24 protein-coding genes are annotated in these 25,368 nt (G+C 70.7%); 8 read left to right on the forward strand and 16 right to left on the reverse strand.

Annotated features, from left to right (window positions below):
• Positions 1–80: 80 nt before the first annotated feature.
• The 7 genes from OUQ99_RS02635 to OUQ99_RS02665 all read left to right on the forward strand — a co-directional run bounded on the left by OUQ99_RS02635 (position 81) and on the right by OUQ99_RS02665 (position 6,201).
• A complete protein-coding gene (locus tag OUQ99_RS02635) occupies positions 81–1,271 on the forward strand; it encodes a glycosyltransferase family 4 protein (RefSeq protein ID WP_267947818.1) in 1,191 nt (396 codons plus the stop codon).
• Positions 1,264–2,247: an aminotransferase class IV gene (locus tag OUQ99_RS02640; protein ID WP_267947819.1), complete on the forward strand. Its 984-nt coding sequence runs from the start codon at positions 1,264–1,266 to the stop codon at positions 2,245–2,247. Before OUQ99_RS02635 ends, OUQ99_RS02640 begins: the two co-directional genes overlap by 8 nt.
• A gap of 113 nt (positions 2,248–2,360) precedes the next feature.
• Positions 2,361–3,320 (forward strand): phosphotransferase family protein, encoded by a 960-nt coding sequence (locus tag OUQ99_RS02645; RefSeq protein WP_267947820.1) that lies wholly within the window; start codon positions 2,361–2,363, stop codon positions 3,318–3,320.
• Positions 3,317–4,033, forward strand: a complete 717-nt coding sequence (locus OUQ99_RS02650; protein WP_267947821.1) for a sugar phosphate nucleotidyltransferase — start codon at positions 3,317–3,319, stop codon at positions 4,031–4,033. The genes OUQ99_RS02645 and OUQ99_RS02650 overlap by 4 nt, the downstream gene beginning before the upstream one ends.
• Positions 4,030–5,016, forward strand: a complete 987-nt coding sequence (locus OUQ99_RS02655; RefSeq protein WP_267947822.1) for an NAD-dependent epimerase/dehydratase family protein — start codon at positions 4,030–4,032, stop codon at positions 5,014–5,016. Before OUQ99_RS02650 ends, OUQ99_RS02655 begins: the two co-directional genes overlap by 4 nt.
• Positions 5,017–5,048: 32 nt before the next feature.
• Positions 5,049–5,627: an NUDIX hydrolase gene (locus tag OUQ99_RS02660; protein WP_267947823.1), complete on the forward strand. Its 579-nt coding sequence runs from the start codon at positions 5,049–5,051 to the stop codon at positions 5,625–5,627.
• A gap of 7 nt (positions 5,628–5,634) precedes the next feature.
• Positions 5,635–6,201, forward strand: a complete 567-nt coding sequence (locus OUQ99_RS02665; RefSeq protein ID WP_267947824.1) for a D-glycero-alpha-D-manno-heptose-1,7-bisphosphate 7-phosphatase — start codon at positions 5,635–5,637, stop codon at positions 6,199–6,201.
• Here the strand turns inward: OUQ99_RS02665 and OUQ99_RS02670 are convergent.
• The 11 genes from OUQ99_RS02670 to OUQ99_RS02720 form a co-directional block, all read right to left on the reverse strand.
• Positions 6,192–7,988, reverse strand: a complete 1,797-nt coding sequence (locus OUQ99_RS02670; protein ID WP_267947825.1) for an ABC transporter ATP-binding protein — start codon at positions 7,986–7,988, stop codon at positions 6,192–6,194. The genes OUQ99_RS02665 and OUQ99_RS02670 overlap by 10 nt on opposite strands.
• Positions 7,985–9,868 (reverse strand): ABC transporter ATP-binding protein, encoded by a 1,884-nt coding sequence (locus tag OUQ99_RS02675; protein WP_267947826.1) that lies wholly within the window; start codon positions 9,866–9,868, stop codon positions 7,985–7,987. The genes OUQ99_RS02670 and OUQ99_RS02675 overlap by 4 nt, the downstream gene beginning before the upstream one ends.
• 19 nt (positions 9,869–9,887) lie before the next feature.
• The gene (locus OUQ99_RS02680; protein WP_267947827.1) at positions 9,888–11,021 is read right to left on the reverse strand and encodes a hypothetical protein; all 1,134 of its coding nucleotides are present in this window, start codon (positions 11,019–11,021) and stop codon (positions 9,888–9,890) included.
• Entirely contained in the window at positions 11,009–12,136 is a 1,128-nt protein-coding gene (locus OUQ99_RS02685) for a Gfo/Idh/MocA family protein (RefSeq protein WP_267947828.1), read from the reverse strand. The genes OUQ99_RS02680 and OUQ99_RS02685 overlap by 13 nt, the downstream gene beginning before the upstream one ends.
• Entirely contained in the window at positions 12,133–13,338 is a 1,206-nt protein-coding gene (locus tag OUQ99_RS02690; protein ID WP_267947829.1) for a glycosyltransferase family 4 protein, read from the reverse strand. Before OUQ99_RS02690 ends, OUQ99_RS02685 begins: the two co-directional genes overlap by 4 nt.
• A complete protein-coding gene (locus tag OUQ99_RS02695; protein ID WP_267947830.1) occupies positions 13,335–14,189 on the reverse strand; it encodes a Stf0 family sulfotransferase in 855 nt (284 codons plus the stop codon). Before OUQ99_RS02695 ends, OUQ99_RS02690 begins: the two co-directional genes overlap by 4 nt.
• A gap of 3 nt (positions 14,190–14,192) precedes the next feature.
• Complete coding sequence (locus OUQ99_RS02700) at positions 14,193–15,350, reverse strand: DegT/DnrJ/EryC1/StrS family aminotransferase (protein ID WP_267947831.1); 1,158 nt, start codon at positions 15,348–15,350, stop codon at positions 14,193–14,195.
• Complete coding sequence (locus tag OUQ99_RS02705) at positions 15,347–16,300, reverse strand: Gfo/Idh/MocA family protein (protein ID WP_267947832.1); 954 nt, start codon at positions 16,298–16,300, stop codon at positions 15,347–15,349. Before OUQ99_RS02705 ends, OUQ99_RS02700 begins: the two co-directional genes overlap by 4 nt.
• Complete coding sequence (locus tag OUQ99_RS02710; RefSeq protein ID WP_267947833.1) at positions 16,297–17,010, reverse strand: HAD family hydrolase; 714 nt, start codon at positions 17,008–17,010, stop codon at positions 16,297–16,299. Before OUQ99_RS02710 ends, OUQ99_RS02705 begins: the two co-directional genes overlap by 4 nt.
• A 640-nt stretch (positions 17,011–17,650) precedes the next feature.
• Positions 17,651–17,956, reverse strand: a complete 306-nt coding sequence (locus OUQ99_RS02715; protein ID WP_267947834.1) for a hypothetical protein — start codon at positions 17,954–17,956, stop codon at positions 17,651–17,653.
• A 118-nt stretch (positions 17,957–18,074) separates the two neighbouring features.
• Positions 18,075–18,485, reverse strand: coding sequence for a RidA family protein (locus OUQ99_RS02720; RefSeq protein WP_267947835.1), 411 nt, complete (start codon positions 18,483–18,485; stop codon positions 18,075–18,077).
• Positions 18,486–18,565: 80 nt separating this feature from the next.
• On the opposite strand from OUQ99_RS02720, the gene OUQ99_RS02725 reads away from it, so the two are divergent.
• On the forward strand, positions 18,566–18,940 hold the full coding sequence (locus tag OUQ99_RS02725) for a winged helix-turn-helix transcriptional regulator (RefSeq protein WP_267947836.1): 375 nt from the start codon (positions 18,566–18,568) through the stop codon (positions 18,938–18,940).
• Between the two features lie 101 nt (positions 18,941–19,041).
• On the opposite strand, the gene OUQ99_RS02730 is transcribed toward OUQ99_RS02725, so the two are convergent.
• From OUQ99_RS02730 to OUQ99_RS02750, 5 genes are all read right to left on the reverse strand, one after another.
• The gene (locus OUQ99_RS02730; RefSeq protein ID WP_267947837.1) at positions 19,042–20,235 is read right to left on the reverse strand and encodes an L-talarate/galactarate dehydratase; all 1,194 of its coding nucleotides are present in this window, start codon (positions 20,233–20,235) and stop codon (positions 19,042–19,044) included.
• A 124-nt stretch (positions 20,236–20,359) separates the two neighbouring features.
• Positions 20,360–21,691: an enolase C-terminal domain-like protein gene (locus tag OUQ99_RS02735; protein ID WP_267947838.1), complete on the reverse strand. Its 1,332-nt coding sequence runs from the start codon at positions 21,689–21,691 to the stop codon at positions 20,360–20,362.
• A complete protein-coding gene (locus tag OUQ99_RS02740; protein WP_267947839.1) occupies positions 21,688–23,292 on the reverse strand; it encodes an aldehyde dehydrogenase (NADP(+)) in 1,605 nt (534 codons plus the stop codon). Before OUQ99_RS02740 ends, OUQ99_RS02735 begins: the two co-directional genes overlap by 4 nt.
• A 73-nt stretch (positions 23,293–23,365) precedes the next feature.
• Positions 23,366–24,271: a 5-dehydro-4-deoxyglucarate dehydratase gene (gene kdgD, locus OUQ99_RS02745; RefSeq protein ID WP_267950226.1), complete on the reverse strand. Its 906-nt coding sequence runs from the start codon at positions 24,269–24,271 to the stop codon at positions 23,366–23,368.
• A gap of 136 nt (positions 24,272–24,407) precedes the next feature.
• Entirely contained in the window at positions 24,408–25,301 is an 894-nt protein-coding gene (locus OUQ99_RS02750) for a LysR family transcriptional regulator (RefSeq protein ID WP_267947840.1), read from the reverse strand.
• Positions 25,302–25,368: the final 67 nt, after the last annotated feature.

Consider the following 25,368-nt stretch of genomic DNA (forward strand, 5'->3'; position numbering starts at 1 on the left):
TCCCGAGGAATTCGGAAGAAGGGCGCTCACATCTCGGTGCCGATACCGGTGAGCACACGTTACGAGCCGAAGGGGTCGCGGTGCGGCTGCTGATCATCACCTCGAGTTTCCATCCGGTCATCGGCGGTGCGGAGACCTATGCCTGGGAGGTGGCAGAGGGGCTCGCCGCTCGTGGACACGACGTCGTGGTCGTCACGGACCTCCCCCGCGGACACCATGCCGGGGAAGTGTTCGCAGGCGATCCCGAAGGGGTCGATGTGCGCCGACTCAGCCGGTACCACGAAATCCTCGCCGACCCGAGCAAGATCCACTGGGAACAGATGGCCTACGGCCTGATGCCGGAGATACGCGACGTCATCGACGAATTCCGTCCCGACCTCGTGCTCACCAACAGCATGGACGCAGCACTGCTCGGCAAGACGGTGTCCCTCGACCGCGGCATTCCCTGGGTGGCGACGTTCCACGAGCACTCCCCGCAGGACGAGCCGCTCGGGGCCGGGCGGCTCCGGCTGGTCCATGGCGTCCTCAAGCCGTCATTGGTTCTCGCCGGGGGCGCGTTCTACGCCGAACGCGCCGCCGAGTGGGGTCCCGGAAACCCTGTCGAACTGATCTACCACGGCGTCGACACCGAGCGCTTCCACCCGGGTATCGACGGGCGTCCCGTGCGGGAGCACCACGGCCTCACCGACCAGGAGACCTTGTTCGTCCTGGCGGGCAGGCTCAAACCGCGCAAAGGCATTCGTGAGGCGATCAGTGCCTTCGACCGTGTGCGCCGTGCCTGTCCGGGGGCCCGGCTCCTCATCGTCGGCAGTGTCAGCTCGGCCTCCCTCGACTACTCGGCCCAGCTCGACGCCGACATCGCCGCACTGGACCTGCAACAGACCGTGACCATCGACAGAACGGTCACCTTCGATCGGATGCCGGGAGTCCTGGCCGCCGCGGACGTCGTCGTCCAACCCAGCTTCGAGGAGGGGCTCGGGATCTCGGTGCTCGAGGCGATGAGCATGGGCAAACCCGTCGTCACGACGGACATCGTCGGTGTCAGGGAACTGCTCACCGCTCCCGGTGTCGCGCGCGTGGTCCCGCCGGGTGCCCCGGAACCGCTGGCGCACGTCCTCATCGAGCTCGCCGGGAGCGCCGAGGAGCGGTCGCGGTTGGGCAAGGCCGCCCGCGAGCACGTGGTGGGCTCGTTCTCCAAACAGCGCATGGTGGAGCGAACAGAGTCGGTCCTGCTCACCCGGTCGACCCGGCGGGAGGCCGGACATGTATGAGAAGGCGCCGGAGACCATCTGGTGGAACGGGAGCCTGGTGCCGTGGGACCGGGCCCGCGTGCACGTCACCTCGGAGGTGGCGATGCGCGGCACCAACGTCTTCGAGGGGCTGCGAGCGTACTGGCAGCCGGAGTCGGAGCAGCACGTCGTCGTGCATCTGCACCGGCACCTCGCCAGGCTCGCACAGTCCGCTCGGCTGATCAGGCTGCCGCAGGCCGAGAGCGCGGAGTCGGTCGCCCGGTTGCTCGACGGAGTGCCGGAGCTGATCCGGGCCCTCCGGCACAGGGGCGACCTGTACCTCAGACCTACGCTGTACATCGACGAGGGCCGCTACGGATGGCGCTCGGGTCAGGTGAAGTTGGGCTGCTACATCGCCGGCTACCCCACCGACCCGCGTGTGGATCGGCCCATGTCCTGCGTGGTCAGCTCATGGCGGCGCTCTCCGGACCTCGCCGTCTCGCCCCTGGCGAAGGTCGGGGCGGCCTATCAGGCGTTCCGGCTGCCGAGGATCGAGGCGGCCATGGCGGGAGCCGACGAGGCGATCTTGCTCAACACCAACGACACGGTCGCCGAGACCGGAGGCGCGGCTGTTTTCCTCGTGCGGGGAGACACGGTCGTCACACCACCGCTCGCCGATGGTGTGCTGGACGGCATCACCAGGGGGATCGTCATCGACCTCCTCCGCTCGCGGTGGGGGATGAAGGTGGTCGAGCGCTCCGTGCCGCGTTCCGAACTGTACGTCGCGGACGAGGTGTTCGTGTGCGGCACGCTCGACGAGGTGCGGATCGTCAGCAGCGTCGACGCCGTGCCGATCGGAGGTGGAACGTGGCCCGTGGCCGAGGGCGTCAGAGCCCTCTACCTCGACATCTGCGCCGGTCAGCAGGACCCGGTCGACCCGGCGATGCTCCACACGGTGTCGAGCGCGCCTCCCGGCCCCGACCTTCAGGACCGCAGTACCGGTTCCCCGCCCTTGTGAGGAGTGCACACCGCGCGAAACCCTCCGCGGGGGCGGTCCGGCGCCAGGAGCAGCAGGTGCCGGAAGAACGGCGTCCGGCAACGGAAACCACGACAAGGAAAGCAGAGATCGGCATGCAGCAGCACGACGAGGCCTGGGTTCGCTTCTTCGAGGCGAAGGGGTACCCCGAGGCGGCGGAACTAGCGGCGGGGATGGAGGGGGCCGTCTACGCCCTGAACGACGACCTGGTCGCCAAGGTCTGGGGTGTGCGGTCCGGGGAGGAGCTGGAACGGCTCCAGCGCTTCTACGACGATCTGGCCAAGGCCCAGCTGGCCTTCCGAACGCCGCGCATCGAAGAAGTGCTGTACGAGAACGGGCGCTTCGTGAGCATCGAACAGAGGCTGTCCGGCGTGCCGTTGGCCGACATGGACCCGCGGCGCCCCGAGCTGTGGCCGCAAGCCGCCGCATGCATGCTCGACGTGTTGGGCGAGATCTCGACAGCGGACTCCCCGGCGTTGCGCGGCCTCGCCGTCCTGGACGAGGCCTCGCCCTTCTGGGAGGGGCACACCTCCTGGCCTGACGCCTTGACGGCGTTGATCCACCGCAGGCTCGCCCTGTTCGGGGACCAGTTGCGCGCCGCGGTTCCGGGCTTCGACGGCAAGTTGGCCCGGATCCTCGAACTCGTCGGCGATCTCGGTGATGTGCCGCTCGGCCTCATGCACGGGGACCTGGTACCCGACAACGTACTCGTGAACGACGAGTGCCAGGTGGTCGGCACGCTCGACTTCGGGTTCCTCTCCACCGTCGGCGACCCTGTCTTCGACGCCGCGCTGACGGCCAGCATCTTCGACATGTACGGCCCCCAGGCGCACGAGACGGAGGCCTACCTCGACGCCGCCGTCGTCGAACGGTTCGGCTGCCCCCCCGAGCGCATGGCCCTGTACCGAGCCGTCTACGGCATCATCGCGAGCAACGCCTACGACCCGCAGGGGCAGGACGGCCACTTCAAGTTCTGCGCCGACCTCCTGCTGCGCGAGGACGTGTCCGAACTCCTCGGCGGCGTGTCCGGCCCGGCCTCGCGGACAGGGGAATGACGGAGCCCCGCAGCGAGCAGGTCGTGGTCCTGGCGGGAGGACTCGGCACGCGCCTGGGGCCGATGGGCGCGGACAGGCCGAAGGTGCTGCAGGACGTCCTCGGCCGTCCGTTCCTGGACGTCATGCTCGAGCCCGTGGCGGCGAGCGGCCTGCGCAGGTTCCACTTCTGCCTCGGCCATCTCGCCCCCCGGGTCGCCGCCCACCTCGCGACGCTGCCCGCCGAGTGGGAGACCACCGCCGAGACGGAACCCGCCCCCCTGGGGACGGCCGGCGCCCTGCTGCACAGCGTCGGCCACCTGGACGAACAGTTCATGGTCCTGCTCGGAGACACCTACCTGGACACCGACTACGGCGGCCTGTTCGACCGGTTCCCGCCCGACTCGCTCGGGATGATGCTCCTCACCCGGGCGTCGAACGACGTACTCCCCAACGTCGGCGTACGGGACGGCACCGTCACCGCCTACGACAAGAACGGCGTCCCCGGGGGCCTGACGGACACCGGTGTCACGCTGCTGCGCAGGTCGGCACTCGACGTCCTGCAGCGTGCACGGGAGCGAACCGACCTGCACGAGCTGTTCCACGCCCTCATGGGGAGGGGGGCCCTGGCGGCCGCCGTCACCGGGGAGCGGTTCTTCGACATCGGAACACCTCGGCGCCATCAGGCACTGGCCACCCATCTCTCGGCAGGAACGGCGAAGGAAGCAGGGATATGACACGAGAAGGACGGGCTGTCGTCACCGGAGGGGCCGGCTTCATCGGCGCGGCCCTCGTGTCGGCGCTCCTGCACGACGGGGTACCGGTGGCGGTGGTCGACCGCGCACCCTGGCAGGACGCGGTGCGACTCCACGGACTGGCAGGGACGGGCGAACTCACCTACCACGCCGCCGACATGCGCGACATCGAGCAGCTGGAACCCTTGTTCTCCGGAACCACGCATGTCTACCACCTGTCGGCCAACACCGAGAACAGGTCCGACAGGGCGGGCCGTACGGCCGACTTCACCGACACCGTCGGCGGGACCATCGCCTTGCTCGAGGCGCTGAGGGAGGCTCCGCGTCCCGTGAACGTCGTGATGACGTCCAGCCAGCTCGTCTACGGCCCGGTGCCCGAAGGGACCACGGTCGCCGAGGGGAGCGGATTGCTGCGGCCCACCACCCGCTTCGCCGCGGGCAAGGCCGCCGCGGAGGCGTTCCTCGAGGCCTACGCCAACGAGTGCGGGCTGCAGGCCGCCGTCGGCCGGCTCTCCAACGTCGTCGGCCCGGGGATGGGACGTGGCATCATCGCCGATCTGGTCCGACGCCTGCATGACGATCCGGGGGAGATCAGGTTGCTCGGGGACGGCAGACAGACCCGTAGCTATCTCCATGTCCGGGACTGCGTGGCGGCCCTGCGTGCCGTCGCCGCGGCAGCGGAGTCGGACGGCGGGGACTTCTCCGTCTTCCACGTGTGCAACCAGGACGCGATCAGCGCGCACCGTGTGGCGGAGATCGTCGCCGAGGAGTTCCCTGACGGCACACCGGAGATCACATACGAGGGCGGGCGCCAGGGCTGGCGCGGGGACATCCCGTCCCTGCTCATCAGGCCGGAGGCGCTGGAGGAGCACGGCTGGCGGCCCCGGTCGACGTCGGAGGAGGCCGTCAGGGAGACGGCCCGGGCGCTCCTGGCCACCCGGCGCCCCACGACCGGAGCCCGGTGACCGGGGAAATGACCGAGAGGAACGAACCGCGGATGCAGAACGACTTCGGGTCCGCCGACGGCGACCGGCTGCCCGAGCCGGAACGCTGGAAGGTGCTGGGAAACCGCTCCTTGTACAGCAGCCCCTGGATAGGCCTCGACCTTGTGAAGGTGGTCCCGCCGGGACGGGAGCCCTATGAGCACCACGTGGCTCGTGTCGCCGACGCGGTCGGGGTGGTGCTGCGTCACCCCGACCGCGGGGTCCTGCTGCTCCACCGGTATCGATTCATCACCGACACATCCGGTTTCGAGATCCCGGCGGGCGCGTTGGACGAGGACGAGGGCGTCGAGGACGCCGCGGCCCGCGAGGTGCTGGAGGAGACCGGGTGGACCGTGCGGGACATGAGCCGCATGCTGGTCTGCAACCCCTCCGACGGGGTCAGCGACCAGCGTTTCCACTTCGTGTTGGCGACAGCGGACGAACAGACCGGAGAGCCCGTCGACGCGTACGAGTCGTCCGCACGGGTCTGGTTCCGTCCCGACGAATTGTCGTCGCTGCTCCGCGACGGAAAGGTGCCGGGCGCGCTGACCTCGGTCGCTCTCCTGCACGCACTGCACTTCGGCATGCTGTGAGCGTCCGATGCCGTTGAGGAGCGCCGTCTTCCTGGACAGGGACGGCACCCTGAACAGGTCCGCCGCTCCCGGCCAGTACGTTCGCCGTCCTGAGGACCTGGAACTGCTACCGGGAGCGGCGGAGGCCGTCCGCCACATCAACGAGGCGGGTGTGCACGCGGTACTCGTCACGAACCAGCGATGGCTCTCGGAGCCGGCCGCGGACAGGCGCGCCTACGAGGCGGTGGACGCCAGGCTGAGCGCCCTGTTGATGGAGCACGGCGCCCGGCTCACCGCCCGCTACGTCTGCCCGCACCCGCTGCACAGCTGTGACTGCCGGAAACCGGCTGCGGGCATGCTGGTGCGTGCTGCGGCCGATCTCGGACTGGACCTGGCCGCGTCCTGTCTGATCGGGGACTCCGCGACCGATGTCGAAGCCGGCCGCACGGCCGGCTCTGCCACCGTCCTGATCCGTCCTCCGGGGTGCGGACCCCACGACACCCGGGCGGATTTCGTGGCCTCGGACATCCGTGAGGCGGTGGGCTGGGCTCTGGGGGCCGGCTCCGGTGTTCGGAGGGGGGCGGTTCACCGGTAGCCCCGGGCCTGGAGCGCGTACAGCTCCGCATAGAGCCCGCCTCGGCGGATCAGCTCACCGTGGTCGCCGGCCTCCGCGACACGGCCGTCCGCCACCACCACGATCATGTCGGCCGTGCTGATGGTCGAGAACCGGTGTGAGACGAGCAGGGTGATCCCCCCATCGGCTGCGATCTTCCTCGCCTGGGTGATGTAGCGCTTGAAGAGGGCGTCCTCCGCCTCGGCGTCGAGTGCCGCGGTGGGTTCGTCCAGTACGAGCAGGAGCGGCCGGTCGCGCATGAACGCGCGACCGAGCGCCAGCTTCTGCCACTGGCCTCCGGAGAGTTCCGCGCCGTCGGAGTAGCTCTTGCCGAGTTGGGTCCCCAGGCCGTCCGGGAGCGGGGCCAGCACGTCCTCCGCGTGTGCGCGACGCAGTGCTTCCACGACCGCGCTCTCGGAGGATTCACGTGGCAGGTCGCCCACTCCCACGGTCTGCCTGACGACGAACTCGTACCTGGCGAAATCCTGGAATCCGGCCGACATGCGCGCGTGCCACGTCTTGGAGGGGATGGCCCGTAGAGGGGTGCCGTCCACGAGGATGTCGCCGTGCGTGGGCCGGTAGAACCCGCAGAGCATTTTGACCAGGCTCGACTTGCCCGCCCCGTTCTCGCCGACGACGGCGACCGTGGCACCGGCCGGTAGGTGGAGGTCGACGTCGCGCAGCACGAGTGCCTCGGTGCCCGGGTAGGCGAACGACAGCCCCCTGAGGGTGATGCCGCTCCGGAGGCGGTCCGGGGCCGCTGTCCCGGCGTCCGGGGCCGGTGGGGGGGCCGGAGCCGGTCGGCCCAGGGCGTCCTGGAGTTCGCGGAGCCGGCGGTCGACGCCGCTGAGCCTCTGGAGGTCGGGTACCAGGGCGACGACCTGGGCCACCTGGGAGTTGACCTGTGAGGCGAGAACGACCACCAGCACCACGTCGCCCACCGTGCTGCGGCCCGTGATCGCTCCGTGGGCGACCAACAGCACCGCACTCACGTATCCGGTGGCGAAGACGAGCTGGCTCAGGGCGCGCAGAAGGGTGGCACGGCGCTGTGCTCTCCACAGGTCGCCGCTGGTCAGATCCCAGAGCTCCGAGTGCCGCCGTCGCACCTCGTCCTCCAGCTGGAAGACCTTGAGCTCCTTGGCCGTGGCGGAGGCCGTGGTCAGGTGAACGAGGTTGAGCGCTCGCCGGGTGGGTTCCGCGGTCCTGCCCCTGGAGGCGTCGACGATCTGCTCGGCTCGGCGCCCCGCAAGGATCGGGGGTACCGCGAGCAGCGGCAGGAGGAACAGGACCGGGTGCAGGAACGCGAGCATGACGGCGGTCAGCAGCATCCCGAAGGCGAGCCCCGACGTGGCGAGCAGTGCCTGGAGCGTGTTGCGGGTCTGGAGGACCTCGCGTTCCAGCACGGTGAGCCGGTCGGCGTACTCGGGGTTCTCGTGTGCCTCGAGGCTGGAGGAGCCGTTGGCCAGGGTGATCAGCTGGTGGTTGTAACGCAGCATGTTGAGTTCGGCGAGCTCGTAGTACGCGATGTGCGCGAAATGCGAGCAGGTGAGCGCCGCGATCAGCAGCACCGCTATCAGGACGCCCAGGAGCACGGCCTCCCCGATCCTGCCGTCGAGAGCCGCGTTGACCAACTGGCGGAGGCTGATGCCGGCCAGTGGCATCGCGGTTCCGCTGGCTATCATGAGGCCCACCGCCGCCAGGGTCTTGCCCGGGCTCTGCCGCCAGCACATGGCCAGCAGGCCGCCAGCGGCGATGAGGAGGCGTCTCATCCGTGCCCTTCCGATTCGTCGGTCGATGAGGAGGTCGCCGTGGTGAAGCGGGCGGCCTGCAGCCGGAACATGCGGGCATACTTGCCGTCGGCCCGGACCAGCTCGTCATGTGATCCCGCTTCGGTCACGCGGCCGTCCGAGAGCACGACGATGTGGTCGGCGTGTCGCACCGTCGAGAACCGATGCGAGATGAGCAGGGTGGTCGCACCGTTGGCGGGCCGGACGAACTCCTCGAAGAACCGTGCCTCGGCGCGCGCGTCGAGGCTTGCCGTCGGCTCGTCGAGTACGAGCACTCCGCCGTTGTGCCGGAGCCGGAAGAGGGCCCTGGCGAGTGCGAGCCGCTGCCATTGTCCGCCGGACAGGTCGACCCCTCGTGCCATGTGCTTCGCCAGCGGTGTGTCGAGTCCGTCGGGAAGGACCTCGATGGTGTCGAGTATCCCGGCGTCCTTGGCGGCTCCACGGATCTCGTCGCGATCACCGGCGACGTCCCCGTGCCGAACGTCGCCGAAGCCGATGTTGTCGGCGGCGCTGGTCTCATAGCGGTTGAAGTCCTGGAAGACCACGGCGGTGCGGGACCGCCAGGCGTCCAGGGGGAAGGAGGCCAGGTCGACGCCGTCGATCGTGATCGTGCCTTCGTCGGGCTCGTACAACCGTGTGAGGAGCTTGATCAGGGTGGTCTTGCCGGCGCCGTTGCTTCCCACGATCGCCGTGCACATCCCCGCGGGAATGCTCAGGTCGAGTTCGTCGAACACCTGGTGCTTCCCGCCCGGGTAGCGGAAGGACACGTGGGAGAACCTGATCTCCTGACGCGGTGTGGGATCGGCGGCGCCGGACCCCGCCGTCCCGCCGGCGGCCACGGGTTCCCGGGCCCTCCTGAGCGCTTCCGCGCCTTGTTCGAACTCGGTCAGCGCCCGGTAGGCCCTCATGCCGTGCAGGGTCTGCATGTCCGACTCGGGGTAGAACTCACCGAGTCTGAGGCAGTTCAGCACCGCCTGGGTGACCAGCGCGAGGGAGGTGAGGGACGCCCCGCCGGCGCCGGCGCTCGCGACGGCGACGAGTACCCCCATGGTGATCCCCAGTCCCAGCGCCGTGTACCTGAGGTAGGGCCAGAGCAGGAGCCGGCGCCGCTCCGCCCACGTCGGTGCGAGCCATCGCAGGTAGACCGCTCGGTGGCGATCGCGCAACCACTCGACCAGTCCGAAGGTCCGGATCTCCTTCCCGGCCGCCGCGCCCATGGCCAGCTGCCGCAGGTAGCGTGCCTCACGCCGCTCCTTCGTCAGCCTCTCCCAGCTTTCGCTGTACTTGCGCAGACCGCTGCGCAGCCCGTAGCGGAACATGAGCACGGCGGCCACCACGCCGACCCCGGCCGTCCAGGAGAAGCCGATGCCGATGACGAGGAGGTAGCCGAGCAGCTGAACGCCTCGTGAGATCAGGTGGAGCGCGCCGGCACATGCCCTGCCAGGGCTGTCCATGCCGAGTTCGAGATCCTGTTTCGCCTCTCCGAGACGTTCGATCAGGTGTTGGTTCTCCAGGGCGGCAAGGCCGGACCCCCGCAGCGAAGCGGTGATGATCCGGTCGAAGAGCCGTCCGTCGATGCGCCGGGCCAGGTGGTCGCCCAGTGTTCTCTGGGCCGGAGCCAGTGCCTGGTGGGCGGTGAACGCGACCGAGGCCAGCACGAAGGCGAACACCACGGCCGACCACTGCGCCGAGCCGGTACCGGCCTCCGCGGCCGCGGGTATCAACCCGAGCATGACGCTGGTGCCGACCACGAAGAGCACCGGAAGTGCTCCGAGCAGCACGTTGCACACGATGACGGCCAGCACCGGCCCCGGGCCGCCCTGGGGCAGGAGACCGGCGATCTGGCGCAATTCGGCGCCCACGGAGCGGACGAAGGTCCGCTTAGAGACGATTGCGGATCGCCAGCCCACAGCTCACCCCTTCCACCACCAGATCGGTCAGCGGCTCCTCGCATGCGTTCAGGACCGCCGTATCGGCGAAGCGGCGCATCGCTCCGGGGCCCATCGTGCGCAGTGCCTGGCGCGGGGCTGCTCCCGGGGACGGAGCGCGGTGGGGGGGCGGGCCGGGTGCCGGAGGCAGGAGCGCCCCGAGCGCGATCGCCGTGATCCACAACTCGTGAAGCAGACCGTAGCCGAGGCGTAGCTCCAGGTCGACGGTTCCGCGGCTGCGCTCCAGCTCCCGGTCCAGCCCCGCCGCGATCTCCGCAGGGGGGAGGCCGAGCTCCGCCAGCTCTCTTCGGGTCGGTCCCTCGTCCTCCATGCGCAGGGTTCTGGGGTCGTAGGAGAAGCACAGGGACCGCCCTTTGCTCCATGTCTGGGTCGGTATGCGGAACGGAGCGTGCAAGACTCCCGGAGCGGGTTCCGGGGCCTCGGGTTCCAGCAGCCACGTGGCCGGTCGAACACCGTCGGATTCGTTTCCCACCAGGCTCGGTACGGTGTCGTGGTCCACCAGTTGGGGCGCGAGCGCGTAGGCTGACCGCCCTTGGGCCGCGAGGTGGCGGCGCAGGGCGATGTCGTCGGGTACGTCCGGGGAGAAGTGGGCGGCCGCGTCCGCGACGAAGGCCCGAGCGTCGGCCACGGGAAGCACGGTGGCCTGTGTGGGCACGTAGGTGTCGATGCATTCGGCCAGGCCCACGCCGTGCAGCGCGGCCCAGCGGATCATGGTCGCCGTCTGGCAGCCCCACTCCGCGAACGTGCAGAGCACCTTGTCCGGATGCTGGGAGACCGAGGCCAGCAGCCGCGGTACGAAGTCGTCGACGGGTAGGACGTCGTCCTGCACGACGAGATGGTGGGTGGCGCCGGGGCCGGTGGAGGACCACGCGGCGAGCGCGGTGCGCAGGGTCGACCTGGGGCCGGTCGGGTCGGGGTCGTACACGATCCGGGGCGAGAGCGCGCTCAGGCGCCGGGCGATCTCCTCCGCCGAGGCACGCCGGGCGGGGTGCGCCATGATCGCGCAGGAGACCGTCGGGGCGGCCTTCGGTCCGGATGCGCGCCCCGGGATGTTCACAGAGCCCATGGAAGCGGCTCCGGTGCGTCGAACCGCGAGGAGATCGCGGTGACGTTGGTCGGGGACGTCATGGCGAGGGTGACCTCGAGGACGTGCAGCGCCTGCCGCGCGGACAGCCGCGGGGTCCGTCCCTCTTCCACTGCCGACGCGAGGTCGGCGATGCCCCGGGGGAAGCTCATCCGGTGGTCGGCCGAGTAGTGCTTGCGGTAGACGAAGGGGCGTACGTGTTCGACTTCGTTCTCCGGCAGGAGGTAGTCGTGCCCCGGGTCGGTGGCCGTCCGCAGCGTGATCGGCGATCCGAAGTCCCAGCAGTTGTCGAGGCGCAGTACGCCCCCGTCCCCGACGACGGTCAGTGAGCGGTCGGGAGGCGCGACGATGCTGCACGTCAGCCGGGCTACGACCCCGGAACCGAATCTCAGCGAAGCCGTCACGTAGTCGGGTCCGACGCCCCCCTCTTCGCCCGGAGGCAGTTTGTCGGGCATGAGGGTGGCGTGGTCCGCGACAACACGGTCGACGGGGCCGAACAGGGTCGTCAGCGCGGAGAGGTGGTAGGCCGAATGCTCGATGTTGCAGCCCAGGGCGAACTCGTCCTTGTAGGGCCAGGGGCTGCCCGTGCTGTTGTGCCAGGTCGGGAAGTCCATCAAGTGGACGGCGCCGTCGTCGAGCTGGGCGTAGACGAGGCGTGGGGTGCGGACCGAGCCCTTCCTGACCTCGCGCCACACGGTCTGGAAGGCCTCACCGAGGACGTTCGCCGGGGCACACGCCACCAGCAGGCCGGACCGGTCGGCCTCTTCTACGATACGCCGCCCGTCAGCCACGTCGGTGGCCAGCGGTTTCTCCGTGTACACATGTCTGCCCGCGGCGAGGGTGGCGAGCGTCACGTCGGCGTGGCTCTCGGGGTTGGTCAGGTTGACGACGATCTGTACCCGGTCGTCGGACAGCAGTTCGGAAAGCGTGCGGTAGACCTCGACGCCGTGCCGCTCGCCGACGGCGGCGGCTCGCTCTGTGATCCGGTCGTGCACTCCGACCAACGTCAGCTCCGGGTGGTCGATGAGCGGGTTCAGGTAGAAGTCCGATACGTAGCCGCATCCGACGACCGCGATTCCGGTGGAGGGACGGCTCACAGGGCGCTCCTCGTCGTTTCGGGGGTGGTTCCGGTGGAGGGTGGACCGGGCAGGGCGGAGATGGCGGCGCCCACCTGGGCGGTGACCGCCTGGAAGGAGAAGCGTCGTGTGACGAGTTCGTGTCCGGCGGTCCGCAGCCGGCGGGTGAGCGCTCGGTCGGACCGCAACCGCTCGAAGGCGGCCGCGAACTCGTCCGGTCGGTCGGCCCGCAGGTAGTGAAGCCCATGGACGAGGCCGAGCCCTTCCACGCCCTTGGCCGTCGAGACGACGGGAGCGCCGAGCGCGAACGCCTCGAGCACCTTGAACCTGGTGCCTCCGCCGACCTGAAGCGGGATGAGGAGCGCACTCCGTCCGATCAGCTCGCTCAAGTCGTCGGGGTCGGGGAGAACACGCAGGCCCGGTGTCGTCTCCACGGCCTGTGACAACCAGTCCGGGCAGCGCGCGCCCGCGATGACGAGTGGCAGTGCGGACGGGGCCCCGCGCAGGAGCGGCAGGACCTCTTCCACCAGTGTGCGCACGGCCTGTTCATTGGGCCCGTAACTGATCAGGCCGGTGAAGGCGGCGGCCTCGATCTCGTTCTCGGGCACGGTGGCGGTCGTCACCGGGATCGCGTTGCTCACCACGTGGACGGCGTCGGATCGGCTGGAGCCGTGGAGCTTCAGCAGCGTTTCCCGGTCGTGCCCACTACAGACCCAGACCCCGGCGGCCTGCCGCAGGACCTTCTCCTCGACCGCGAAGATCTGCCGGGTGTGCTCCTCCGTGTACCGGCTTGCCATCCGGTGGGCAGCCAGCTCCTGCCGGAGCGTGTACTCGACGTTGTGCATGTCGTCCACGACCGGGACACCGGTGCGGAGTCTGATCTGTTCGGCGTACCGATGCAGCCGCAGCTCACTGGCAACCACGAAGGAGGGGGCCTCGGCCACCACACGTGAGACCAGGTGCTCGCTCTGTATCGGGCAGTAGGAGGTGGCGAACGGGTCCTCGAGGCCGTCGATGTCCTGGACGTCCCCCTTCGGGTGCTGACACATGAGGTCAGGGGACGCGCAGGTCACGGGGTAGTACTCGGTCGGCAGGAACGCTGAGAGCGCGGAGTGCAGAGCGCGCCACCGCATGGGGGCTCCGCCGCCGCGGTCGGCCAGGTCCCCGGGGGCCAGGAGCATCGCTTTCGTCGCGCTGTCCGCGCTGCCGCCCTGACTGCTCACAGCTGCCTCCCTGTGGTGGTGGCCGCCCCCGGGCGGTCGGCGAGCCAGAGCCTGTACCGTGCGGCCAGCTCGTCGTTGAGGGCCGTGGCCTGGCGTCGTGGACCGGGGTCGGTGAACTCTGCTGCACGTGTGTGGATGCCGAGCAGCTCAAAGGTGGAACTGAGTACCGATTCTCGCCGGTCCACCAGGTCCTCGTACGTCACGCTGAGCGTCGGGAACCGGGTATCGGCGAGCCAGTCGGACCAGGTGGAGTGATGCCGCCGGATCGCGGTGATGAGTTGGTGCACCTCGGCCGAATCGAAAAGGTCCGCGGTGAGCTCCTCCGGGTTCGTGACGAGGGCCGCAGGCGGACCCTCGCGCCACCAGGTCGTCGTCGTGGGGACCCGCCGCGGTGCCACCCCCGGCACATCCACGAATATTCCGGTTCGGCTCGCGATGATCATCGAGACCGCCTGGGCGACCACGTCCCTGCGGCTGACCGTGATGATGCGGACGTCGTCGCGGTAGCCGTCGGGGAGCAGGTCGACCGGAGAGGCCATCTGGCCGGTTTTCAGCAGTGGCTCCAGGTGGTAGAGGAAGACCTTGACCCCGAACCGGTTTCCGGAACCGGTCCGGCCGAGCAGCGCACGCTGGTAGGCCGCCCAGTCCGTCGCTCTGGGCGCCCCCGGGCGCGAGTCCGGATGCGCGAGTTCCTGGGCGGCCAGGTTCTCGTGCAGGGAGGAGGTCCCGTACCACTCGGCGGGTTCACCGGCCTGTCCCGTGGCGTGCAGGGCATGGCAGAGGAGGTTGGTACCCGTGCGTGGTGAGCCCAGGACGAGGTAGCCGATTCTTCCCCCGTGTGCGCCTCTCATGCCTCACTCCTCCTCGTTCCCGGAGCCGACGCCGTCGAGCGCGCGTCTCCCGGCCGCGATGACCCGTTCGACACGATCCTCCGTCAACCCCGGATACACCGGCAGGCAGACATGCGTGCTCGCGAAGCGGTCGGTCTCCGGTAGCTCCTCGGGCGTGGAGCGGTCGGCGGACGCGGGTTGCCTGTGTATGGGCAGGGCATGACCGGTGAGCGGACCGGGTAGTTCCACGAGCTGCTCGGCGAGCGCTGCCGCGAAGTCGTCGCGGTGCCGCTCGGTGGGGAGTTCGAGCCAGTACTTGTAGTGGTTCGGCCGGACCTGCGGGGGGACCGGCCGGCGGTGGGGACCGAAGGCGGCGTCGTACCTGGCGGCGATGGCCCGCCGTGCGGCGAGGCGCTCGTCGAGTCGGTCGAACTGGACCAGCCCCAGGGCGGCCTGGAACTCGGTCATCCTGGCGTTGGTGCCGAAAATTCGGTGGACCCCGTCCGGAGAGCGGCCCTGATCGCCCAACAGCCGCACCAGTCGGGCCAGGTCGGGGTCGTCGGTGACCACGGCGCCGCCTTCACCCGTGGTCAGTACCTTGCGTGCGTAGAAGGAGAAGGTCGCCGCCACCCCCCAACTTCCCGGCGCCCGTCCGTCGTGCAGGCTGCCGAGGGCCTGTGCCGCGTCCTCGATCAGCCGCAGCCCCCTCTCCCGGCACAGCCGCGCCACGTCGTCCAGGTGTCCGCTGATCAGTCCGCCCAGGTGGGTGACCAGCACGGCGGCGGTCGCCGGTCCGAGCGCGGCCTCCACCTGGGCGGCTGTCGGCCCGAGCTGGTCCGGGGCCATGTCGACGAACCTCACGTGGGCGCCGACGGAGGCCACGGCCGCGGCACTGGCGATGAAGCTGCCCGATTGGACGAGGACCTCGTGTCCGGGCCCGACCCCGAGGGCGCGTAGGACCAGCTCGAGTGCTGCGGTGCCGTTCGCCACGGCGACCGCGGCTCTCCGGCCGGTGTACTCGCGCAGCGCACCCTCGAACTCGGAGACCTGCGGTCCCGCGGTGAGGTCCCCCCCGGTGAGTGCCGACCTCATCCGTTCCACCACGGCGTCGACGTCGGCTTCGTCCAGGGAGAGCTCATGGGACGCCACCGCCGTCGGCTCTCGGGTTTCGTATGAGGTCAACGGGCGTCTCCCACAGGTGAGTCGAGCTTGTGTAAAACGTTCAGCACTTCGCCGACCAGGTGCTGGTGCGTGAGCAGGGCCGCCTCGTCGGTGATCAGGTGCTCGAACCGGTCCAGAGCGAGCCGGTACTTCGACCGCGGAACCGCCGACGGCGTGTGGCCGGGGGCAGGAGGGGTCTCCAGGAGCGGCCCGTCGACCATTTCGCTGTCGAGCACCAGCCGGCCGCGTGAGCCGGTGATGACCACAGGGGGCGCGCCGCGTGGCTCCGCGTAGCGGAAGTCGGCGTGCAGCGGTACAGAGGTTCCTTCGACGCTGAAGCTGCCCGTCAGTACGTGTCCGGCTTCGGGGGTGTCGTCGACTTCCCATGCCACCTGTTGAAGGGGTCCGAAGAGGCCCACCAACAAGGTGAGCGGGTAGGGGCCGAAATCCCGCGCGGGTCCGGCCCCGGGGCCGAGGAACCATGCCCGCCGCGGCTCGACGGCGCCGTTCACGTAGGGTCCGGTCTTGGCGAAGTCGACTCTGACGTCGGTGATCTGCCCCAGACTTCCGTCCCCCCAGAGTCGTCGAATCGTTTCGATGCTCCGACCGGAGGCGGTGAACGGTGCTCCTGCCACCGCGAGGCCCCTGGCGCGGGCCCGGGCGCACAGGTCGAGCCACGTCCGGGCGGTGGGCGCCGGCGGCTTCTCGACCAGGACGTGGTAGCCGTGGGCCACAGCGGCCTCGGCCAACGTGAGGTGACTGGGAATGGGGGAAAGGATAATCGCTTGGTCGCCTGGTGCTGCGGGCGGTAATTCGGCCAATGCATCAAGCCCGATTCGCGTGGCATCGGCACGCGCGTCCTCGGAAGTGTCGACCACCTTCACGCGGGTGTCCGATTTGGCGAGAAGGGGTAGGTAAGCGTTTCGCGCCACATGCCCGAATCCGACTATGACAGTGGTTTTCCCGGTCATCGGATTTCCCCTCGGGGGCGTTCGTCGCTGGCTGCGGACACGATGCCTAAAATATCGGTCAAACTGTTGATGCGTAGGGTTTCGGGGATCTCTGGTCTCAGGCGGTGAGGGTCGTACAGCAGGCATCTGCCAATGCCGGCGGCCCAGGCTCCGAGGAGGTCGTTGATGAGGCCGTCACCGACGAAGCACGCCTCGGACGGAAGAACGCCAGCCGTGTGGCAGGCGGCCCGGAAGATCTCGCCGTCCGGTTTCTCGACGCCGAACACCGTTGAGTCCATTGCGGCGCCGAAGAATTCGGCCAGGCCCGTCCTGGCCAGCTGTGCGGCGAGGCCGCCGTCGTCGTTGGCCACCGCTACCAGTGTCACTCCGGACGCCCGCAGCGCGGCGAGCACCGGTTTGGCGTCCGGTGCGAGACGGCTGTACAGATCGGGTCGCTGTACCGCCTCCTTGAAGGCGGCGCATGCCGGGGTGCTCGGGACGTCGAGCAGCTGGGCCCAGCGCATCGCCTCCTTGCCGAGGTCGTCCTGCCCGAGCGGAAGCCGCTCCCGACTCGCCTCGAGGGACAGCAGGAAGGCTGCCGATGCGTCGTGCTCCGCGACACCGGAGACGCCGTGCCGGGTCAGGCAGGCGGTCAGGACCGCCGGATCGATATGGATCAGGGTGGACCCTACATCGAACAGCACGGCGCTCGGCCGACCGTCAATCAACACGACCTCCCCGGGTGGAAGCCGGACGAGGATGCACAGACATAATTCTGTTCAAGCTCGGCAAACCTATCTGCTCGAAGGCGCATTGGCTCCACTCCGGCTGGGGTCGGATGGTGGAACCTTTCCTGAGACAGTTGTGGTTCTGCGTGTATCTGACCGCGGGGCGCTGATATCGGCCAGGCCGTTCTGGACGAGGGGGCGATGTCGGGCTGCCGGGGGCGTGCATTAACCCCTACGAGATCAGGAAGTTACCATATCCGGCGTATGGTTCTCTAGAGTGAAAAGGAGAAACTATTCGGGATCCCCGGTCGGGAAGCTGCTCGGTGTGCGCCTATGAGCAGACCTTTTCAAAACGAAGTCGCAGGTCACGACCCCGTGTCGGAGAGAGGAGGCCGCCCCCGGCGGCAAGGGCCCTTGGTGGGGCGGCCAGGGAGGCCTGAGACGTCACGGGCCCCGGTGCCGCGTTGTCGGGCGGCTCGGCCGCGCCCTGCCGCCCTCCGTGCGTACGGGGGCGGCCACCGCACCCGGAGTGCCGGGGCGGGGAACCTCCGCCCACCTCCCCCGTGAGGGCGCCGGCGAGCCCGGCTCCTCCCGCTGCACGCCCCGACGGGGCCCTCCGGCCGCGCCCTCCCGCCTGCGCGGGTCAGAGGTCCAGGACGGTCTGGCCCGGGGTCTGGCGGTCGCGTTCGCCGCGGCCGCGCCCCAGGCAGCGGCGGCACGTGACGGGGCCGGCCGCGGCGGTCAGCCGGAGGGGGTCGACGGCCGCGTGGCAGGCGATGGCGGGCACGGCCACACCGGCCCACATGTGCGTGGCGAGCTTGTGCACCACGTCCCCGCGTCCGATCCGGACGCCGGAGGCGTGGGCGAGCTCCTCGCGGCGCCGGCGGAGCGTGGCGGCCAGGTGTTCGACGTCGGGCTCGGGGATGCGCGGCTGGTCAGGGTCGGTCATGACTCCAGCATCGCCCACGGGGGTGACCGTCGGGGACGGGGAGCGCGCCCGCGGCGGCCCCGCCCCGCGAACGCCGGCGGCCCCGCGTCCGGAGGGACGCGGGGCCGCCGGCGTCCGCTCAGTCGAGGACGGCGTACGCCTCGACCTCGACGAGCACGTCGGGCTCGAAGAGGTAGTCGACGCCGATGAGCGACACGGGCGGGAAGGGCTGCGGGAGGCCCAGCTCCCCGGCGACGCTCTCGACGCCCGCCATGAAGTCGTCCATCATCTCGGGCTGCCACTTCGTGACGAAGAACCTGAGGCGCACGACGTCGCCGAAGGTCGCCCCGGCTCCGTCCAGGCCGCGTGCCGTGTTGCGCAGGGCCTGCGCGACCTGGCCGGCCAGGTCGCCCGTCGCGACGGGGTTCGCGTCGGCGTCGCGCGCGATCTGCCCGGCGACGTGCACGTGGCGGCTGCCGGTGGCGACCGAGACGTGGTTGTAGGGAACGGGCTGCATCATGCCCTCGGGGGAGAACAGCTGAACGGTCATGGGAGATCCCTCCGGTTGCGCCTTGGTGGTATCCCATGTCTACTAGGTACACAAAGGGAACTTCAACGAGACCAGGTGTCATGCAGGAAACCGCCCCCTTCGCCTCCTACGCCTCCGGGATCACCGCGTCGCACCGAGAGCTCCTCGACCAGGTGCTCGACAAGTGGTCGCTCCAGGTGATGGAGGAGCTGTGCGAGCAGCCCCAGCGCTTCAACGAGCTGCGCCGCGCGATCCCCGTCGTGACGCAGAAGTCGCTGACGGCGGCGCTGCGGCGCCTCGAGCGCAACGGGATGGTCGAGCGCGTCGTCACGAGCACGCGCCCGATCGCCGTCGAGTACCGCATCACGGCGCTCGGCAAGACCCTCCAGGACCTGATCGACGCGCTCCTGCGCTGGACCACCGACAACATGGACGGCGTCGAGCGCGCACGCGAGCGGTACGACGGCGAGAACTGACCGCTCCGGGACGGCTCCGGGCGGGAACGCCGCGGGGCCCGCGCGGTGTCGCGCGGGCCCCGCGGGCCGGGGCGGGCCCCGGCCGGTCCTGCCGGGCGGGGTCAGCCCGAGAGGGTGGTGCGCCCGTCGGCGTCGACGCGGACGCTCTGGTCGGTCCAGGCACGGGCCTGGTCGCTGATCGTGAAGCCCAGGCCGGGGCGGCCGGGGACGAGCATGCGCCCGTCCTCGATCTCCAGCCGCTCGTCGAACAGCGGCTGGAGCCAGTCGAAGTGCTCCACCCAGGGGTCGATCTCGTAGGCGGCGGCCAGGTGCAGGTGGATCTCCATGGCGAAGTGCGGCGCCATCCGGATCCCCGCCTGCTGGCCGCGGGCCATGATCTTCAGGAACGGCGTGATCCCGCCGACGCGTGCGGCGTCCGGCTGCATGAAGTCGACGGCGCCCGCCCGGATCAGCTCCTCGTGCTCGGCCGCGCTGGTCAGCATCTCGCCGGTCGCGATCGGCGTCGCCAGCTCCCGGGCGAGCGCCGCGTGGCCCTCGGAGTCGTAGGCGTCGAGGGGCTCCTCGATCCAGATGAGGTCGAACTCCTCCAGCACCCGGCCCATCCGCACGGCGGTGCTGCGGTTCCACTGCTGGTTGGCGTCGACCATCAGCGGGAAGTCGCCCAGCTCCTCGCGGACGGCGGAGACGCGGGCCAGGTCGGCGCGCCAGTCCGGCTGGCCGACCTTGATCTTGATGCCGCCGATCCCGCTGGCGCGCGCGGCGCGGGTGTTGTCGAGCACCTGGTCCAGCGGCGTGGACAGGAACCCGCCGGAGGTGTTGTAGCAGTCCACCGCGTCGCGGTGGGCGCCCAGCAGCTTGGCGAGCGGCAGCCCCGCGCGCTTGGCCTTGAGGTCCCACAGGGCGATGTCGATCGCCGCGATCGCCTGGGTGGCCAGTCCGCTGCGGCCGACCGAGGCGCCCGCCCACACCAGCTTCGTCCAGATCCGCTGGATGTCGCTGGGGTCCTCGCCGATCAGCTCGGGGGCGATCTCCTGGGCGTGCGCGTACTGGCCGAAGCCGCCCGCGCGCTTGGAGTAGGTGTAGCCGACCCCCTCCAGGCCCTCCTCGGTGCGGATCTCGGCGAACAGCATCGACACCGACGTGAGCGGCTTCTGCCTCCCGGTCAGCACCTTGGCGTCGCTGATGGGGGAGGCGAGGGGCAGGTCGACGCGCGAGAGCGTGACCTCGCTGATCCTGTCCGCGGCCGCGTGGGCGCGGGGGCTCGTCCCGCTGTCGGTTCCGGGCTGGGCGGTCATCGTGTCTCCAGGGTGTGGGTGTGCGGGAGGGCTGCGGCGGCGGGGTCCCGCCGCGCGTACACGCCCCGACCGTAGCGGCCCGGGTGTGTGCGGGGTCCGGGGAGGCCCCGGGGGGACGCGGGGCTCACCGGACCGTCGCGGGCCGCTTGGGGTCGAAGGACCAGCCGGGGACGAGGTACCGCATCGCCGCGGCGTCGTCGCGCGCCCCGAGCCCGTGTTCGAGGTAGAGCTCGTGGGCGGCCGCGAGGGCGTCCCTGTCGAGTTCCACGCCGAGCCCGGGGGCGGTGGGCACCTCGATCGCGCCGTCCGCGATCCGGAGCGGCTCGCGGGTGAGCGCCTGGCCGTCCTGCCAGATCCAGTGGGTGTCCAGGGCGGTGATCTTCCCCGGCGCCGCCGCGCCCACCTGCGTGAACATCGCCAGGGAGATGTCGAAGTGGTTGTTGGAGTGCGAGCCCCAGGTGAGCCCGAACTCGTGGCACAGCTGGGCGACGCGCACCGATCCGCGCATGGTCCAGAAGTGCGGGTCCGCGAGCGGGATGTCCACCGCGTGCGAGCGCACGCTGTGGGCGAGCTGCCGCCAGTCCGTGGCGACCATGTTGGTCGCCGTCGGCAGGCCCGTGGCCCGGCGGAACTCCGCCATCACCTCGCGGCCGGAGTACACCCCCTCGGCCCCGCACGGGTCCTCGGCGTAGGCGAGCACCCCGTCCAGCCCCGAGCAGAGCCGGACGGCGTCCTCCAGGAGCCAGCCCCCGTTGGGGTCCAGGGTGATCCGGGCGTCGGGGAAGCGGGCGGCCAGGGCCCGCACCGTCTCCACCTCCTCCTCCCCGGCGAGGACCCCGCCCTTGAGCTTGAAGTCGCGGAAGCCGTACCTCTCGCGCGCCGCCTCGGCGAGCGCGACCACCGCGTCGGGGGTGAGGGCCTCCTCGCGTCGCAGGCGCTCCCAGTCGTCCTTCGGGTCGGCCTCCGCGAGGTAGGGGAGCGGGGTCCGGTCCCGGTCGCCGATGTAGAAGAGGTAGCCGAGCATGGGGACCCGGTCCCTCTGCCGGCCCTCCCCCAGCAGATCGCAGACGGGGACCTCCAGGTGCTGGCCGAGGAGGTCCAGGAGCGCGGACTCGACGGCGGTGACGGCGTGGACGGTGGTCCGCAGGTCGAAGGTCTGCTCGCCGCGCCCGCCCGCGTCCCGTCCGGCGAAGGCCTCCCCGATCTCGCGGAGCACCTGGTGGACGTGCGAGACCGGGCGGCCGACGACCATCCCGGCGGCGTCGGCGACGGTGCGCCGGATGGGCTCCCCGCCGGGGACCTCGCCGACCCCGGTCCGGCCCTCGCTGTCGGTCAGGATCGCGATGTTGCGGGTGAAGAAGGGGCCGTGGGCGCCGCTGAGGTTGAGCAGCATGCTGTCGTGCCCGGCGACGGGCACCACCTCGACGTCCACGACGGTCGGGGTCCGGGGGCTCATGCTCGCCCCTCCGCCGGTACGACGGAGCCGTCCACGCGGCGGCTCAGTCCCCACGGGTTGGCCTCGCGCAGGGCGGGCGGGAGGAACGCGTCGGGCACGGACTGGTAGGCGACCGGCCGCAGGAACCTGTGGACGGCGAGGCTGCCGACGGAGGTGCTGCGCGGGTCCGACGTGGCGGGGAAGGGGCCGCCGTGCACCATCGCGTGGTTGACCTCGACCCCGGTGGGCCAGCCGCCGAAGAGGATGCGGCCGACCTTGCGCTCCAGGACGGGGATCAGCCGCCGCACGGCGACGGCGTCGTCCGCGGACGCGGGGTCGGCGTGCAGGGTGGCGGTGAGCTGTCCCTCCAAGGACTCCAGCGCCTCGGCGAGAGACTCCGCAAGGGCCTCGGCCGACAGCCCGTCCGCGGGGTAGCGGACCAGCAGGCCGACCGCGCCGAAGACCTCCTCCTGGAGGCGGGGCCGGGTGGTGAACGACTTCAGGCCGGTGGCGAGGAGCATCGGCGCGAGCGCGTTCGGGCCGGGGCCGTCGGTCCCGGTGGCGACCGTCTCGACGTCGGGCTCGGCGGCGAGGGCGTCCGTGCCCGCGGCGCGTGCGGCGGCGATGGGGCCGGTGAGCATGGTCTGCCCGGTGGCCTCCGTGACCAGCCGCTCGGCGGCGGCGAAGAAGCGGTCGCCGTCGGGCGTGGCGGGGACGAGGACGAGCCCCGGGTTGGTGCAGAACTGGCCCGCTCCGAGGGTCAGCGAGCCCACGTACGCCTCCGCCAGCTCCTCGGCCGCGCCGCCGGCCAGCGCGCCCGGCAGGACGACGACCGGGTTGGAGGAGGACATCTCGGCGAACACGGGGACGGGTTCGGGACGGGCGGCGGCGGTCCGCATGAGCGCGAGGCCCCCGGCGCGCGAGCCCGTGAACGCCACGGCCTTGACGCGCGGGTCGGCCGCGAGGGCCTGCCCGATCCCGTTGCCCTCGCCGAACAGCAGGGAGAACACGCCCCCGGGGAGCCCGCTGTCCGCGACCGCCCGGGCGACCGCCCGGCCGACCAGCTCCGCGGTGCCGGGATGGGCGTTGTGGGCCTTCACCACGACCGGGCAGCCCGCCGCGAGCGCCGAGGCGGTGTCGCCGCCCGCGGTGGAGAAGGCGAGGGGGAAGTTGCTCGCCCCGAAGACCACCACGGGGCCCAGCGGCACGTGGGCCTGGCGGATGTCGGGGCGGGGGGCGGGGCGCCGGTCGGGGAGGGCGGGGTCGATGCGCGCCTGGAGGGCGTCCCCCTGCTCCACCACGTCGGCGAACATCCGCAGCTGGCCGACGGTGCGGCCCCGCTCGCCCTCCAGCCGCGCCGCCGGGAGGCCGGTCTCCCGCACGGCCCGCGCGGTCAGCTCCTCGCCGATCCCGTCGATGTTGTCGGCGATCCTGCGGAGGAAGGCGGCCCGCTCCGCCGGGGTCTGGGCCCGGAAGGCGTCGAAGGCGGCCTCCGCCGCCCGCGTCGCGGCCTCGATCTGCGCGGAACCGACCAGGCCGAAGGCCGGTCCGACCTCCTCACCGGTGGCGGGGTCGGTGGCGAGGAGGGAACCGGCGTTCCCCTCGACCGGTTCCCCGGCCACGAGCGATCTTCCTTCGACGGGCACTGCGGTACCTCCTGGTAGGGGTGCGGCGGGTTCTGTCCGGGGTTCCGGCTCAGGAGACCTTGGCGATGAGAGCGGCCAGCTCGTCGGTCTCGGCGGGGCTGAGGTCGCTCAGGGGCGGCCTGACCCGGCCGCCGTCGCGGCCGACGGCGTTCAGGCCGGCCTTGACGATGGACACGGCGTAGCCGCGCGTCCGGTCGCGGATGTCGAGGTAGGGGATCACGAAGTCGTTGAGCTTGCGGTAGACCGCCTCGCGGTCCTGGGCGCGCACCGACTCGAAGAACCCGAGGGCGAACTCGGGGAGGAAGTTGTACAGCGCGGAGGAGTACGTGCTGACCCCGAGCTGGAGCAGGGGCAGGGCGAAGGTCTCCGCGGTGGGCAGCCCGCCCACGTACATCAGCCGGTCGCCGACCTTGGCGTAGATCCGCGTCATCAGCTCGACGTCCCCGACGCCGTCCTTGAGGCCGATCAGGTTGGGGTTGCGGTCGGCGAGGGCCGCGACGCTCTCGTCGGTGAACACCGCGTTGGCGCGGCTGTAGACGATGACCCCCAGGTCGGTGGCCGAGCAGACGGCCGTGACGTGCTCGACCAGCCCGGCCTGCCCGGCCTCGGTCAGGTAGGGGGGCAGCAGCAGGATCCCGTCCGCCCCCGCCTCCTGGGCGGACCTGGCCTGCGCCTTCGCCGTCGCCGTCCCGCCGGTCGCGGGGGCGAGCACGGGCACCGCCCCGGCGACCTCGTCGACCGCGGCGCGCACGACCCGGTCGATCTCGGGCGAGGTCAGCGAGAAGCCCTCACCCGTGCCCCCGGCCGCGAACAGCCCGGCCACGCCGAAGCCCGACTGCCACGCGAGGTGCTCGCGGTAGCGGGTCTCGTCGAACGCGAGGTCCTGGTCGAAGTGGGTGACGGGGAACGAGAGGAGGCCGGACTTGAGCCGGGTCGCCAGCTCACCGGGGTGCATCAGAGTCACACGTCATCCTTAGGTCGGCAGGTCGGGGTCTCCCTGGCAGGGGCCGGGGCGGTGTTGCCGTTACCGTACGGAGAAGCGTTCGATGCTGTCCAAGAGTTGTTGGGCATTAACTGATACCGGACGGGTATCACGGCAAGGCGGCCCCCTCCGGGGGCCATGCCTCCAGGGCCCGCCGCACGGCGGGGTTGCGCGACTCCCGCAGCCACAGCAGGTGGAGTTCGACCGGGTCCTCCGGCAGGTCCGCGATCTCCAGGTAGACGACGCCGTCGATGCCCAGCCCGGTCGCCGACCGGGGCACGAACGCGACCCCCCTCCCCGCGGCCACCAGCCACACCATGGTCAGGACCTGGCTGACCGTGTGCACGACGTTCTGGTGGGAGATGGGGACCAGGCGCACCACGAGGTCGTAGAAGTAGCGGGCCCTGGTCGGCGAGTGCATGATCAGCGGCACGTCGACCAGCTCCTCCGCGGCCACGGGGCCCGCGTGCCGCGCCAGGGGGTGGCCCTCCGGCACGGCGACCAGCATCCGCTCGCGGTGCTGGACCCGGGAGCCGAACAGCTCGGTGTCGAAGGGGGGCCGCGCCAGACCGAGGTCGACCTCCTCGTTGAGGAGCGCCGCCACCTGTTCGCGGGTGACCATCTCGAACAGCTCGATGTTGATCTCCGGCAGGACCTCCTCCAGGCGGTTCAGGAGCCCGCCGAGGGGGCCGTAGGACGACGCCGCGGTGAACCCGATCCTGAGCGTCCCGCTCGACCCCGCCGAGATCCGCCGGGCGTGGTCCGGCGCGCTCTCCGCCAGGGTGAGCAGACGGCGGGCCTCGATGAGGAACGCCTCGCCCGCCGCGGTCAGGGACACGCGCCGGCGGTCGCGCTCCAGCAGCTGCACGCCGACCGTGCGTTCGAGCTTCTGGATCTGGCGGCTCAGAGGGGGTTGCGTCATGGAGAGCCGTTCGGCCGCCCGCCCGAAGTGCAGTTCCTCGGCGACGGCGACGAAACCGCGCAGCTGGTCGAAGGAGAACATGATGCCAGAAAGGTATCATCTTATGCCGTATTTGCCTTGGACATGCATGGATGACTCCTCTTAGGCT

The organism is Streptomonospora nanhaiensis (assembly GCF_026642255.1).
Lineage (GTDB): Bacteria > Actinomycetota > Actinomycetes > Streptosporangiales > Streptosporangiaceae > Nocardiopsis > Nocardiopsis tropica.

What these genes read in the sequence shown, in the direction of transcription:
- OUQ99_RS02720 (WP_267947835.1), bottom strand. Translation starts at nt 18,485, where the DNA reads ATGACCGTTCAGCTGTTCTCCCCCGAGGGCATGATGCAGCCCGTTCCC.
- OUQ99_RS02680 (WP_267947827.1), bottom strand. Translation starts at nt 11,021, where the DNA reads ATGGGCTCTGTGAACATCCCGGGGCGCGCATCCGGACCGAAGGCCGCC.
- OUQ99_RS02725 (WP_267947836.1), top strand. Translation starts at nt 18,566, where the DNA reads ATGCAGGAAACCGCCCCCTTCGCCTCCTACGCCTCCGGGATCACCGCG.
- OUQ99_RS02750 (WP_267947840.1), bottom strand. Translation starts at nt 25,301, where the DNA reads ATGTTCTCCTTCGACCAGCTGCGCGGTTTCGTCGCCGTCGCCGAGGAA.
- OUQ99_RS02735 (WP_267947838.1), bottom strand. Translation starts at nt 21,691, where the DNA reads ATGAGCCCCCGGACCCCGACCGTCGTGGACGTCGAGGTGGTGCCCGTC.
- OUQ99_RS02660 (WP_267947823.1), top strand. Translation starts at nt 5,049, where the DNA reads ATGCAGAACGACTTCGGGTCCGCCGACGGCGACCGGCTGCCCGAGCCG.
- OUQ99_RS02640 (WP_267947819.1), top strand. Translation starts at nt 1,264, where the DNA reads ATGTATGAGAAGGCGCCGGAGACCATCTGGTGGAACGGGAGCCTGGTG.
- OUQ99_RS02730 (WP_267947837.1), bottom strand. Translation starts at nt 20,235, where the DNA reads ATGACCGCCCAGCCCGGAACCGACAGCGGGACGAGCCCCCGCGCCCAC.
- kdgD (WP_267950226.1), bottom strand. Translation starts at nt 24,271, where the DNA reads ATGCACCCCGGTGAGCTGGCGACCCGGCTCAAGTCCGGCCTCCTCTCG.
- OUQ99_RS02670 (WP_267947825.1), bottom strand. Translation starts at nt 7,988, where the DNA reads ATGAGACGCCTCCTCATCGCCGCTGGCGGCCTGCTGGCCATGTGCTGG.
- OUQ99_RS02655 (WP_267947822.1), top strand. Translation starts at nt 4,030, where the DNA reads ATGACACGAGAAGGACGGGCTGTCGTCACCGGAGGGGCCGGCTTCATC.
- OUQ99_RS02665 (WP_267947824.1), top strand. Translation starts at nt 5,635, where the DNA reads ATGCCGTTGAGGAGCGCCGTCTTCCTGGACAGGGACGGCACCCTGAAC.
- OUQ99_RS02715 (WP_267947834.1), bottom strand. Translation starts at nt 17,956, where the DNA reads ATGACCGACCCTGACCAGCCGCGCATCCCCGAGCCCGACGTCGAACAC.
- OUQ99_RS02650 (WP_267947821.1), top strand. Translation starts at nt 3,317, where the DNA reads ATGACGGAGCCCCGCAGCGAGCAGGTCGTGGTCCTGGCGGGAGGACTC.
- OUQ99_RS02705 (WP_267947832.1), bottom strand. Translation starts at nt 16,300, where the DNA reads ATGACCGGGAAAACCACTGTCATAGTCGGATTCGGGCATGTGGCGCGA.
- OUQ99_RS02695 (WP_267947830.1), bottom strand. Translation starts at nt 14,189, where the DNA reads ATGAGAGGCGCACACGGGGGAAGAATCGGCTACCTCGTCCTGGGCTCA.
- OUQ99_RS02645 (WP_267947820.1), top strand. Translation starts at nt 2,361, where the DNA reads ATGCAGCAGCACGACGAGGCCTGGGTTCGCTTCTTCGAGGCGAAGGGG.